A 12,642-nucleotide genomic window follows, 5' to 3' on the forward strand; every position below is an offset into this window, starting at 1 on the left:
TGTCACGCGGCGCGGAGATCTGCGCCGAGCGGAATTTCGACGTCGATCTCGAGAATCGAGAAATGTTCGTCGCGATCCATCTTCACGTGCACACGGTCGCCGTCGATCTGTACATGCTTGGCAATGACGCCGAGAATTTCTTCCCGCAGGATGGCGACAAGATCAGAGCCCGATGAGGCCCGCTCATGGGCGAGCAGCACTTGCAGGCGCTCACGCGCAAGCGGTGCCGACTTCTGTTTGCGAAAAAGATTGAAGAGACTCATGCAGCCCTCCTTGCGAAGATCTTGGAGAAGATGCCACGCTTTTCGCCCGGAATGACCACCGGAATATCTTCCCCCGATAGGCGGCGGGCAGCGTCGAAATAGGCCATGGCCGGCGCGCAACGGGCATCTGCGAGCGTGACCGGCGCACCGACGTTGGAGGCGCGCAGCACATCCGAACTCTCGGGAATGATGCCAATCAACGGGATCGACAGGATTTCGAGAACGTCGTCAACCTTCAGCATATCACCCCGCTCCGCACGCGCAGAATCATAGCGGGTAATGAGAAGGTGTTTTTCCATGCGCTCGCCGCGCTCGGCCTTCAGCGTCTTTGAATCGAGCAAGCCGATGATGCGGTCGCTGTCGCGCACCGAGGAGACCTCAGGATTGGTAACGACCACAGCCACATCCGCATGGCGCATGGCCAGCGTCGCGCCGCGTTCTATGCCGGCGGGGCTGTCGCAGATCACCCAGTCGAAGTGCTTCTTCAACTCGTTGATAACCCATTCGACACCTTCCGGCGTCAGATTGTCCTTGTCCCGCGTCTGCGAGGCGGGCAGCAGGAACAGCGTCTCCAGGCGCTTGTCGCGGATCAGCGCCTGCGTCAGCTTGGCATCGCCCTGAATAACGTTGACGAGATCGTAGACCACGCGGCGTTCAGCACCCATGACGAGATCGAGGTTGCGCAGACCGACATCGAAATCGACGACTACGACCTTCTCTTTATTCTGCGCCAGTGCGGCGCCAAGCGCTGCGGTCGAGGTGGTCTTGCCGACCCCGCCCTTGCCGGAAGTTACAACGACTACCTTCCCCATATGGCTCTCTCCTGTTCGTGCGTGTTTATCTGTTATCAGCCGAGTTTTGCGGCCTTGATCGTATCGTCTTCCAGCCAGAGCTGAACGGGTTGCCCGCGCAGCTTGTCGTCAATGTCCTCAGCCACCTTGTAGACGCCGTCGATTGCCAGAAGCTCGGCCTCCAGCTTGCGGCAGAAGATGCGCGCAGAGACATTGCCGAGCGAACCGGCCATGGCCCGCCCGCGCAGCGCGCCATAAACATGGATCGAACCGCCAGCGATGATCTCCGCTCCCGAGGCGACCGAGCCGATGACGGTCACGTCACCTTCGGGAAACATGATCGACTGGCCGGAGCGCACGGGCTCGTTGATGACGAGCGACTGCACGACGGCGCGGATTTCACCCGATGTACGGGGCTTCTCCTCCGGCAATTCGGCAACCACGGCGACCGGCTCGACCTCGACATCGGAAGCCGGCTTTCCGCCCTTCAGCGATGGGGGCATGCCCGGCTCGATCATCGAGGGACGAACGCCCTCGATGCCCATGATGCCGACATTGCGCTCCCTGAGCGCCGCCAGCAGTTCCTTCAGACCCGCCTTGTCGAGCGACAGTTCCGAAACATCGAGGACCACCGGCCGCGACAGGAAGAAGCCCGCCGAACGCGCCGCGAGATCATCGAGCCTTTCCAGCCATTGATCGACCGGAGCTTCGGGGGACAGGACGACTGCGAGGAAGGAGCGGCCTTTGATGCGGATGGAACGCTGGTCTGTTAGCACTTTGGTCATCTTGGTAAACAAATCGTTGACAATTAGGTACCTCGAATATGGTTAACAAATGGTTAACGCCACCCTCAAGAGAGGGAAATCGTTAAGAAAATTCCGCGTTCGAAACTCTCATGCAGAACCTTCTAGAACATCTGTTATCCCTTTGAATCTGGCCATTCCCTGACATATGAAGACAAAGGATAACAGCGCATCCTTGCTGCAGGCTGACTCCCGGTGTGGCTCTGTTCACCGCCGCCCTGCCTGCCGACGACCTCGACTCGCGTGAGTCTGACCGCGTCCGATTCCGGGACAACATCCCCTACCCGCGGCAGATGACCATCGGCCCTTGGTGGCTGAAAAACGATTCCGTTATGCCTGACAATACTGTAGAGACAGGCGAGGCCGACAGTTCAACGGAAGAATGAGATGCACAGCAGAGTCCCGCCGCAAAACCAGATTTTTTCGCAACAGTTTGCGGCCTTCCTGTTCGACATGGATGGCACACTCGTCAATTCGATCGCCGTCGTCGAGCGCGTATGGCGGGAGTGGGCAGTGGCGAATGGCATCGAGCCGAATGCCTTCCTGCAGCGCATTCACGGCATACGAGCCTCGGAAGTTATCCGCCGTGAGGCCATTCCGGGTCTTGACGTGGATGAGCAGGCCGAAATGATCCTTCGTGCAGAGATGGATGATGTGGATGGCATTGTTCAGATACCGGGCGCCGGCGCTTTCCTCAAGTCGCTGCCGGCGGGCAAGTGGGCTATCGTGACTTCGGCCGTACGCGAACTGGCTGAACGCCGGCTCGCTGCGGCGGGCATTGCACCGCCGCCTGTCATGATCTGTGCGGAAGACGTGGTGAACGGCAAACCCGATCCTGAAGGCTATCGAAAAGCCGCCGAAAAGCTCGGCGTATCACCGCAAGACTGCATTGTCTTCGAGGACGCCCCCGCCGGCATCCAGGCGGGGGAAAACATGGGGGCGTCAGTGGTGGTCATCAACGCCACCCATTCGCATCCTATCGAGACGCCACACCTTTCCATTGGCGGCTATGGTGAGGTGAATGTAATTATCGACGGTAAAGACGGCCTGAAGCTGGCGACGGGCAGGGGCTGAAAAGCCTGCCCTCAAAGGGAAAGAAGCGATCGCTTGCCAGCCGATGTCGCGAACTGCTGGCAAGCCATCGCGCCCCGACATCATCCAAAACATTGAGAGAGGCAAAGTTTGCGACTTTGCCGTCGTTCTCCACCCAAGGAATCCGGCTGCCCGGCCAGCTCGCGGCCAGAATGAGGAAATGGCAGAACCCCCGGGAGCCAGAGCCCCGGGGAGCGTGACAATACCGCCCCGCTGAGCCTCCTGACGACCTCCGTATATTTTTCATTAACGTCTAATTGACAGCGTCGCCCAAATGCGCCCTAATGAAATTGGTAAGACAATCTTACCGCTTGCGCGATTGGGGGAGACTTTCGCGCTGGGAGGACATCATGTTTGTGGCTCTTGAGCCGCGCCGCCTTTACCGGCTGGTTGCGGAACAAATTCGCTTGCTCATCGAAAGCGGGGAACTGACGGACGGTCAGCGCCTGCCGGCGGAACGCGACCTTGCGGAACGCTTCGGCGTATCACGCCCCACGGTGCGGGAAGCGCTTATCGTTCTTGAAGTGGAAGGCCATATCCATATTCGCATGGGTTCGGGCGTTTATGTAAACGCAACCGGCAAACAGGGGAAAGAAAAGCCAACAGTGCCGGATGCGCATGGGCCTTTCGAAATCCTGCAGGCGCGTTGCATCATCGAAAGCGCTATCGCGGAGGAAGCCGCACGGCTCGCCACGCCGGAATGCATCGTCAAACTTGATGACATCATCGAGCGCATGGCCGGCGCACTCGACAATTCACCGCAGGCGCTCAATCTCGACCGGGCCTTTCACACCGCCATCGCCGACATCATCGGCAACTCGGCGCTCAACCGCTTTACCGGCCTGATCTATGACGAGCGCAGCCTGTCACCCTTTTTCGAAAAGCTCGCCAGCTATTTCGAAGGTCCGCACACCTGGAACCTCGCCGTGCAGGAACACCGGGTCATCCGCGACGCCATTGCCGCGAACGATCCGGAAGGTGCCCGGGAGGCGATGCGGCAGCATCTGACGCTGTCGCAGAAGAGATTTTCCGAAAGTTTCGGGGAGGAAACGCTCGGAGAAGAATAACCGCCGCCGCAACCGGCGACGGGAAAAACGGAAATCTGGCTTTAATTCGGGAGGAGTTAAGAATGAAAATCAGATTGTCGACTTTGATGGGCGCAACAGCGGCCATCCTGCTCTCGGCGCTTGCGGCGCAGGCGCAGACCGCACTGAAATGGGCACATGTCTACGAGACCTCGGAGCCGTTCCATACGGATTCGGTCTGGGCCGCGGAAGAGATCGCCAAGCGAACCGATGGCCGCTACAAGATCGATGTCTTTCCGGCCTCGCAGCTCGGCAAGGAAGCCGATATCAATCAGGGCCTGAAGATCGGCACGGTTGATATCATCATTTCCGGCTCGAGCTTTGCCGCGCGTGACTTCAAGCCGATCGGCGTCACCTATTTCCCTTACATCTTCCGCGATCCGAGCCATCTGATCGCCTATACCAAAAGCGATATCTTCAAGCGGCTCGCCAAGGGTTACGAAGACAAGACCGGCAACCATATCGCTGCCGTCAGCTATTACGGCACACGCCACACAACATCGAACAAGCCGATTGCCACCTGCGCCGACATGGGCGGGCTGAAAATGCGCGTGCCTGATGTTCCGGCCTACCTCGCCATGCCACGCGCCTGCGGCGCGAACACGACCCCGATTGCATTTGCGGAAGTCTATCTGGCGCTGCAGAACGGCACCGTCGATGCGCAGGAAAACCCGCTCACCACCATCGAGGCAAAGAAGTTCTTCGAAGTGCAGAAGAACATCGTCCTGACAGGCCATATCGTCGACCACCTCAACACGGTGATCTCGAAGAACCTGTGGTCCAGGCTCTCAGATGAAGACAAAAAAATCTTCACCGAAGTCATGCAGCAGGCTGCCGAGCGCACCACCAAGACCATCGAAGGCCGCGAGAAAAGCCTCGTCGAAGACTTCAAGAAGCGCGGCCTGACCGTCGCGGAAGTCGACAAGGCCGACTTCGAGAAGAACGTCCTCGAAAAAGTGAAGTTCGAGGACTTCGGTTACGACAAGGCCGACTGGGAAGCCATTCGCGCCGTCAAGTGAAGCAAGATCCGGTGCGGCCCTCTTGCCGCACCGCCCTTTTTCTCCAGACGGGATATCTCAATGTCGCAGGAAATTCATACTCAGGTCACGCCTGAGGAACTCGCCCATACGTTCGACGAGGCGCCGCCGGAGGTCGATCTCAAGGTTTATTCATTCGAAGACTGGGTCACGCTTGGCCTCTTCTGGCTGATGACAGGTTGCGTGTTCCTTCAGTTCTTCACCCGCTACGTGCTCAACGACAGCTACGCCTGGACGGAAGAAATCGCCGTCAACTGCCTGATCGGCGTCGTCTTTTTAGGTTCGGTCATGTGCGTGCGCATGTCGCGCCACATCCAGGTGGATGTGCTTTATCACTATGTGCCGCCGCAGGTGGCCCGCGCCATGTCGATCCTCGTCGATGTGCTGCGGATCCTGTTCTTCGCCTACACCTCTTGGCTGATGTGGCGCTACATGGAAATCGTCGCGGATGAGGAGATGGTCACCGTCGCCCTGCCGCGCAGCATCGTCTTTTATACGGTTCTGGCCGCTTTCGTTCTGATGTTCTTCCGGTCGGTACAGGTCTTCATCGCCAATATGCAGCGCGGTTATTCCGTTCTGGAGCGGCCCGAAGAATTCCAGAGCGCGGGGGATTGATCACATGCTGCTTCTCATCGGCTCCTTTCTTCTCCTGATGGTGATCGGCCTGCCGGTCGCCATTTCCATGGCCTCGGCTTCTCTGCTCTACATCGTGTTTTATAATGTCGCGCCCGATATCATAGCGGCGCAGCGCCTGATCGCGGGTGTGGAAAGCTTCCCGCTGTTGGCCGTGCCATTTTTCATCCTTGCCGGTAATCTCATGAACACGGCCGGCGTGACGGGACGTATCTATTCCTTCGCCGTCGCGCTCGTCGGCTGGATGAAGGGTGGTCTCGCCCAGGTCAACATCATCGGTTCGGTGATCTTTTCCGGCATGTCGGGGACCGCGCTTGCCGATGCGGCCGGTATCGGCACCATCGAGATCAAGGCCATGAAGGACCACGGGTATCCGGTCGAAGCGGCCGTCGGCGTCACCGCCGCCTCCGCAACGCTCGGCCCGATCTTCCCGCCATCGCTGCCCTTCGTCATCTACGGCATGATGGCCAATGTCTCCATCGGAGCATTGTTCATGGCCGGCATCATTCCCGGCGTCGTCATGACGCTTTTGATGATGATCACGGTTGCGGTCTTCGCCTATATCAAGGGCTGGGGCTCCGATACACCGTTCAGCCTCAGAACGATCTTCGGCGCATCGATTGAAGTCTTCGTGGTGATGATGGTGCCGCTCGGCATCTATATCCTCACGTCGCTTGGTCTTTCCCTCAACCTGTCGATCCTGATCGTGCTGGTCATCCTGCTCGCCTGCGACTGGTATTTCGACTTCTCAGCCGTGATGGCGTTGATGACGCCCGTGATCCTGATCGGCGGCATGACCATGGGCTGGTTCACACCGACGGAGGCAGCCGTCGCGGCCGTTCTCTGGTCACTGTTCCTCGGCCTCGTCCGCTATCGCACGATGACCTTCAAGACGCTGGCGAAATCGACCTTCGACACGATCGAAACCACCGCATCGGTGCTCTTCATCGTTGCGGCGGCCTCGGTCTTCGCATGGCTGCTGACCGTTAGCCAGGCAGCGCAGCTTCTGTCGGCGGCGATCCTGACGATCACGGACAGCAAATGGATTTTCCTGGTGCTGGTCAATCTCCTGATGCTGTTCGTGGGCTGCTTCCTCGATACGATTGCGGCCATCACCATCCTCGTGCCGATCCTTCTGCCGCTCGTGCTGCAGTTTCATATCGATCCGGTGCATTTCGGCCTCATCATCACGCTCAACCTGATGATCGGTCTGCTGCATCCGCCGCTCGGCATGGTGCTGTTCGTGCTCTCGCGCGTGGCGAAACTCTCCGTCGAACGCACGACCATGGCCATCCTGCCCTGGCTGGTGCCGCTATTCGTGGCGCTGCTGTTGATCACGTTCGTTCCGGCAATCACCCTGTGGCTGCCGACCGAAATGGGCCTGATCCGCTGAAGAGGCACCCTGCCCGCGCGGTTCGCCGCGCGGGGTCATCATTCCATATCGAGACATGAGGGCATGGTCATGCAGACCCGCGTGGCACGTCTATACGGCGAAAAGGACATTCGCGTCGAAACAGAGAATCTCGCTGAGCCGGGACCCGGCGAGGTGCTGCTCGCCATGGCAGCGGGTGGCATCTGCGGCTCCGATCTCCATTATTATCAAGATGGCGGTTTTGGCCCGGTCAGGGTGCGCGAACCGATCATCTCCGGGCATGAGGCATCCGGCCATGTGCGGGCGCTGGGGAAAGGCGTCAGCGGGCTCGCCATCGGCCAGCTCGTCGCCGTTAATCCCTCGCAACCCTGCAGCCATTGCCAGTTCTGCCTGAAGGGCCAGCCGATCCATTGCCTCGACATGCGCTTCATGGGCAGCGCCATGCGCCTGCCGCACGAACAGGGCATGTTTCGCGACCGGCTGGTGGTTACAGCCAAACAATGCGCGCCATTTCCAGCCGATACCTCAGCTGCTGAAGCGGCCTGCACCGAGCCGCTTGCAGTCTGTCTGCATGCCGTCGCCCAGGCGGGCGATCTCACCGGCGCTAAGGTGCTGGTAACGGGAGCCGGCCCAATCGGCCTCTTGACCATCGCCGCCGCCCGCCATGCGGGCGCAAGTTTCATCGTTGCAACCGATCTGACCGATGCGGCGCTGGAACGCGCACCAGCCATGGGTGCGGGCCGCACGATCAATGTCGCAAAGGACGCCGAGGCGCTTTTGCCCTACCAGGATGACAAGGGTTATTTCGACGTCATTTTCGATTGCTCCGCGGCAGCCCCCGCGCTCCGCACCGCCTTTGCCTGCGTGCGCCCGCGCGGCACCATCGTACAGGTGGGCGTAACCGGTGACATTACCATTCCGCTCAATGCGCTGGTTGGCAAAGAAATCCTCTGGCGCGGTTCGCAGCGCTTTCATGATGAATTCGCCATCGCCGCCGGGCTGATCTCAACGCGCAAGATCGATGTGCGGCCGATCATTTCCCACAGCTTCCCGCTTGATGAGGCGAAGGCCGCATTCGAGCAGGCCGGAGACCGCTCGGCCGCCTGCAAGGTGCAACTGACTTTTTCCGCAGACGGAATTTTTGAGGACGAAAGATGAGACATACATGGCGCTGGTTCGGCCCGGTCGACAAGGTCACGGTTCAGGATGCGGCTCAGGCGGGTGCGGAAGGCATTGTCAGCGCGTTGCACCACATCGCCACCGGCGATGTCTGGCCGGTGGACGAAATAACCAGGCGGCATGAGGCCATCAAGGCCGGCGGGCTTTATTGGGACGTGGTGGAAAGCGTGCCCGTCTCCGAGGACATCAAGACCCAGACGGGCGACTGGAAAACCCATATCGCCAACTGGCAGGAAACGCTGCGCCGCCTCTCGGTATCAGGCATCCGCACCGTCTGTTACAACTTCATGCCCGTGCTGGACTGGACCCGCACCGACCTGCGCTGGGAAACGAAACACGGCGCGAAAGCGATGCGCTTCGACCTTACCGATTTCGCTGCCTTTGATATTCACATTCTCAAGCGCCCGGACGCGACGCGGGATTATCCTGACTGGTTGCTGGAGGATGCGGCAAAGCGGTTCACCGGGATGCCCGACACAAAAATCGTCGCGCTATCGCGCAATATCGGCGCTGGCCTGCCCGGCTCGGCGGATGGTTATACCCTGCCGGAACTCATCGAAAAGCTGCGTTCCTACCATGGCGTCAATCGCGAAAGGCTGCAGCGGAACCTGATCGACTTTCTCTCCGAGGTGACGCCGGTTGCCGAAGACGTCGGCATCAACATCTGCGCCCATGGCGATGATCCGCCCTGGCCGCTTCTCGGCCTGCCGCGTATTCTCTCAACGGAGACGGATTACGCCCATATGCTGTCGCAGGTCGACAGCCGCGCCAACGGCGTCACGCTCTGCACCGGCTCTCTCGGTGCGCGCGCGGATAACGACCTGCCCTTTATCGCCAGCCGTTTTGCAGATCGAATCCATTTCGTGCATCTGCGCAACGTGACGCGCGACACGGACACGGTGCCCTGCTCCTTCTTCGAGGACGAACATCTGGAAGGCGGAACCGACATGGTCGCCGTCATTGCCGCCCTCCTCACCGAAGAAGCCCGCCGGCGAGCGGAGGGCCGTGAAGACCACACCATTCCGATGCGGCCGGATCACGGGCAGGAAATTCTCGACGACCTCACGCGCGGCGCCCAGCCCGGTTACCCCGCCATTGGGCGATTGAAGGGGTTGGCTGAGCTGCGCGGCATCGAGCGTACGCTGTCACACAGCCACTTCGGTCTCGCGAATGGGAATGGCTAATCGGAAATCTGACCGCAGGGGATGTGTCAGCCTGCGGCCATCTTCGCCCGAAACATGAGGTAGGAATAGGTGGCCAATCCGCCGGTAACAGCCCCAGCGGCCTTCACGGCTGCGTCGGTCAGATGCGGATGGCGTGTCGGCGACAGGAATTGCAGCGCCTCGATGCCAAAAGCCGCAACAATGCCCGCGACGATGATGGCAAGCCAGTAACGCGGATAGGCGAGCACGAAGGCGGCCGAACAGAGGGCGAAGGCACCTGCGCGGTCGATGCCGACCGTCGTCAATGTGTGGGGCCTCAGCCCAATGGGGCTGACAGTCACAGTTACAATCAACAGAAGAAGCGACCAGGCAACATATTTCGGAAATCTGTTTGTCATCATGGCGTCACATTAGAGCGTCGTGTGCGTAAACGGAAGCAGGTCTTTTTCAAGCTTCGCCCAATTAATCACACTTTTTGATCAGATAGTTGAAAAACCGGCTTTCGCTCACGCCCTACACGGGCTAAGGCAGAAGGCAACCGGGCGAGGATCGCGGCTGATGGCGCTTGCGCTGTCGCCTTTCGGTGCAACGTCACGGTGTCGGGTGGGTTTTCCACACAGGATCAGTTTTCAGGGAAGAGCACAATGAGTTTCAAGCCGCACGGCAAACATCTGGTTGCAGGAGAATGGGTCGCAACGGAAGCAAAATTCCGCAGCGAGCCTGCACATGGCGAAGCTTTCGATTTCTCGGTCGGCACCGTCGATCTGGTGAATGCCGCCTGTGAGGCAGCTGAAGAAGCCTTCTGGAGCTACGGTTACACCACCCGCGAAGAGCGCGCCGCATTCCTCGACACCATCGCCGATGAGATCGAAGCCCGCGCCGACGCCATCACCGAAATCGGTTCCTCCGAAACTGGCCTGCCCGCTGCCCGCCTGCAGGGCGAACGCGGCCGCACCGTCGGTCAGCTCCGCCTGTTTGCCTCGCATATCCGCAAGGGCGACTATCTCGATCGTCGCCACGACGAAGCACTGCCGGATCGCCAGCCGCTGCCGCGCCCGGATATTCGCCTGATGCAGCGTCCGATCGGCCCTGTCGCCGTTTTCGGCGCGTCGAACTTCCCGCTCGCCTTCTCCACGGCCGGTGGTGACACCGCGGCGGCTCTGGCTGCCGGTTGCCCTGTTGTCGTCAAGGGTCACTCCGCCCATCCCGGCACCGGTGAAATCGTTGCCGAAGCGGTTCTTGCCGCCGTCAAGAAGCACAATCTGCATCCCGGCGTCTTCTCGCTGATCCAGGGCGGCCGTCGCGATGTCGGTTCCGCGCTCGTGCAGCATCCGCGCATCAAGGCTGTCGGTTTCACCGGTTCGCTCGCCGGCGGCCGCGCACTGTTCGATCTCTGCGCCCAGCGCCCCGAGCCGATCCCCTTCTTCGGCGAACTGGGTTCGGTCAACCCGATGTTCCTGCTGCCGGAAGCCGTTGCCAACCGCGGCGAAGCCATTGCCAAGGGCTGGGCCGGTTCGCTCACCATGGGTGCGGGCCAGTTCTGCACCAACCCGGGCATTGCCGTCATTCTCTCCGAGCAGGCGGATGCGGTTGCTGAAACCGCACGTGCGGCCCTGTCGGAAGTCGGCCCTCAGGTCATGCTGACCGACGGCATCGCCGCCGCCTATCGTGATGGCCGTGATCGTATCGCTGCCGGCAACGGCGTGCGCGACGTGCTGACCACCACCTGCAACCTGCGCAATGCAACGCCGTATCTCTATCGGGTCGCAGGCAAGGACTGGGTTGCCAACCATGCGCTTGCTGAAGAAGTATTCGGACCCCTTGGCCTGATCGTGACTGTTGATAGCACCGAAGAAATGCTTGAGGTTGCCAAGAGCTTCGAAGGCCAGCTGACGGCGACCATGCATCTCGATGCAGGCGACGCCGAACTCGCCCGCAAGCTGCTGCCGATCCTGGAACGCAAGGCCGGCCGCGTGCTCGCCAACGGTTTCCCGACCGGCGTGGAAGTTTCCGAAGCCATGGTTCACGGTGGCCCCTACCCGGCCTCCACGAACTTCGGCGCAACCTCTGTCGGCACCATGTCGATCCGCCGCTTCATGCGCCCGGTTTCCTATCAGAATATTCCCTCGGACGTTCTGCCGGAAGACATTCGCTAATAAAAAAGGGGAGGCGCTCACACGCCTCCCCTGTTCTTCGTCTGACCCGTAGTCTCAGGCAGATTGCACGGCCTGTATCTTCTCGATACCCCCAATAATGCCGGCGAAATCCTGCCAGACGCCCTGAGCGCCCTTGCGCCACTCATCCAGCGCTTCCGGCTGCAGCACCTTGCCACCCTTGGACAACGCAAGCTCAACGGACTTCGTTTCATCTTCAACGATCAGCTGGTTGAAGTACTTCGCGCCTTCGCTGGAAGCCTCCGACAGCACCTTCTTTTCTTCGTCATCCAGCTGGTTCCAGAAGGTCGCGCCATAATAAACGACGCCTGAAGCCCAGATGTGGCCGGTTTCGGTCAGATAGGGCACGACCTCGTAAAGCTTGAAGCCGGCATAGGCGGATTTGGTGAGGTCCATGGCGTCGGCCACGCCTGTCGCCAGCGCATTATAGGTCTCTGTGATCGGAATACCGACCGGCGTGGTGCCGAAGGCGCTCCACAGCTTGGTGTGCAGCGGGCTCTGGATGACGCGGATCTTCTTGCCTTCCAGCTGCTCGGGGCGTGTTACCGGTTCCTTGGTCAGCAGATGGCGCGCGCCGTAATTGATGAAATCGGCAGCGATGAATTGCTGGGCGGCAAGCTTCGTCTTCAACTCGTTGCCAGTCTCGCCGGTTACCACCTTGCGCACGTGCTCCCCATCACGGAACAGGAAGGGCAGATCGAGGATCTGCAATTCCGGCACCCAGCCTGAAAGCGAGGAAACGGTTGAAAGACTGGCCTGAACCGATCCCAGCCGAATATTCTCCGCCACTTCCTTTTCGCCGCCCAGCGCACCGCTCTTTACTATATTGAACCGGAAGCGACCGGGCAGCTTCGCTTCCACCAGCTCACTGATCTTCACCCAGATTTTCGTCTCCGGCTTGTCGTCAGCGAAAAGCGACGCAACGGTGAGGCTGCGGGTTCTGGCACTAGCCGTGCGCACGAAGGCCGGTGCGGCGAGCGTTGCCGCGCCGAGAGCGGAGAGTTTGAGGAGATGACGACGGTCGATAATAGTCATGAATAAAGCCCCGGA

The 12,642-nt window shown here is 60.1% G+C and carries 13 protein-coding genes; 8 read left to right on the forward strand and 5 right to left on the reverse strand.

Annotation, left to right across the window (positions count from 1 at the left end; translation table 11 throughout):
- Positions 1 to 2: 2 nt before the first annotated feature.
- From minE to minC, 3 genes are read right to left on the reverse strand one after another with little or no spacing between them, the layout of a single operon-like run.
- Positions 3 to 263 (reverse strand): cell division topological specificity factor MinE, encoded by a 261-nt coding sequence (gene minE / locus WA845_RS13675; RefSeq protein WP_004438814.1) that lies wholly within the window; start codon positions 261 to 263, stop codon positions 3 to 5.
- Positions 260 to 1,075: a septum site-determining protein MinD gene (gene minD / locus WA845_RS13680; RefSeq protein ID WP_004438810.1), complete on the reverse strand. Its 816-nt coding sequence runs from the start codon at positions 1,073 to 1,075 to the stop codon at positions 260 to 262. The genes minE and minD overlap by 4 nt, the downstream gene beginning before the upstream one ends.
- A 35-nt stretch (positions 1,076 to 1,110) precedes the next feature.
- On the reverse strand, positions 1,111 to 1,839 hold the full coding sequence (minC, locus tag WA845_RS13685) for a septum site-determining protein MinC (RefSeq protein ID WP_034498167.1): 729 nt from the start codon (positions 1,837 to 1,839) through the stop codon (positions 1,111 to 1,113).
- Positions 1,840 to 2,244: 405 nt separating this feature from the next.
- Between minC and WA845_RS13690 the strand changes: the two genes are divergently transcribed.
- From WA845_RS13690 to uxuA, 7 genes are all read left to right on the forward strand, one after another.
- Positions 2,245 to 2,931 carry an HAD family hydrolase gene (locus WA845_RS13690; protein ID WP_337322409.1) on the forward strand — a complete coding sequence of 229 codons (687 nt, stop codon included), beginning with the start codon at positions 2,245 to 2,247 and terminating at the stop codon, positions 2,929 to 2,931.
- Positions 2,932 to 3,299: 368 nt separating this feature from the next.
- Positions 3,300 to 4,016 carry a FadR/GntR family transcriptional regulator gene (locus WA845_RS13695; protein WP_004438798.1) on the forward strand — a complete coding sequence of 239 codons (717 nt, stop codon included), beginning with the start codon at positions 3,300 to 3,302 and terminating at the stop codon, positions 4,014 to 4,016.
- A 62-nt stretch (positions 4,017 to 4,078) separates the two neighbouring features.
- A complete protein-coding gene (locus tag WA845_RS13700) occupies positions 4,079 to 5,053 on the forward strand; it encodes a sialic acid TRAP transporter substrate-binding protein SiaP (protein WP_337322410.1) in 975 nt (324 codons plus the stop codon).
- A gap of 60 nt (positions 5,054 to 5,113) precedes the next feature.
- Positions 5,114 to 5,686, forward strand: coding sequence for a TRAP transporter small permease (locus WA845_RS13705; RefSeq protein WP_035208172.1), 573 nt, complete (start codon positions 5,114 to 5,116; stop codon positions 5,684 to 5,686).
- A gap of 4 nt (positions 5,687 to 5,690) precedes the next feature.
- Positions 5,691 to 7,097 (forward strand): TRAP transporter large permease, encoded by a 1,407-nt coding sequence (locus WA845_RS13710; RefSeq protein WP_337322411.1) that lies wholly within the window; start codon positions 5,691 to 5,693, stop codon positions 7,095 to 7,097.
- 69 nt (positions 7,098 to 7,166) lie between these two features.
- Complete coding sequence (locus tag WA845_RS13715) at positions 7,167 to 8,234, forward strand: L-idonate 5-dehydrogenase (protein ID WP_022563701.1); 1,068 nt, start codon at positions 7,167 to 7,169, stop codon at positions 8,232 to 8,234.
- Positions 8,231 to 9,439, forward strand: coding sequence for a mannonate dehydratase (gene uxuA / locus WA845_RS13720; protein ID WP_337322412.1), 1,209 nt, complete (start codon positions 8,231 to 8,233; stop codon positions 9,437 to 9,439). The genes WA845_RS13715 and uxuA overlap by 4 nt, the downstream gene beginning before the upstream one ends.
- A 26-nt stretch (positions 9,440 to 9,465) precedes the next feature.
- Here the strand turns inward: uxuA and WA845_RS13725 are convergent, their stop codons facing one another.
- Positions 9,466 to 9,816, reverse strand: coding sequence for an antibiotic resistance protein VanZ (locus tag WA845_RS13725; protein WP_337322413.1), 351 nt, complete (start codon positions 9,814 to 9,816; stop codon positions 9,466 to 9,468).
- A gap of 246 nt (positions 9,817 to 10,062) precedes the next feature.
- On the opposite strand from WA845_RS13725, the gene WA845_RS13730 reads away from it, so the two are divergent.
- Positions 10,063 to 11,574, forward strand: a complete 1,512-nt coding sequence (locus WA845_RS13730; RefSeq protein ID WP_004438778.1) for an aldehyde dehydrogenase (NADP(+)) — start codon at positions 10,063 to 10,065, stop codon at positions 11,572 to 11,574.
- 54 nt (positions 11,575 to 11,628) lie between these two features.
- On the opposite strand, the gene WA845_RS13735 is transcribed toward WA845_RS13730, so the two are convergent.
- Positions 11,629 to 12,627, reverse strand: a complete 999-nt coding sequence (locus tag WA845_RS13735) for a TRAP transporter substrate-binding protein (RefSeq protein ID WP_064263026.1) — start codon at positions 12,625 to 12,627, stop codon at positions 11,629 to 11,631.
- Positions 12,628 to 12,642: the final 15 nt, after the last annotated feature.

The organism is Agrobacterium sp. CMT1, from assembly GCF_037203725.1.
GTDB classification, from domain to species: Bacteria; Pseudomonadota; Alphaproteobacteria; order Rhizobiales; family Rhizobiaceae; genus Agrobacterium; species Agrobacterium pusense.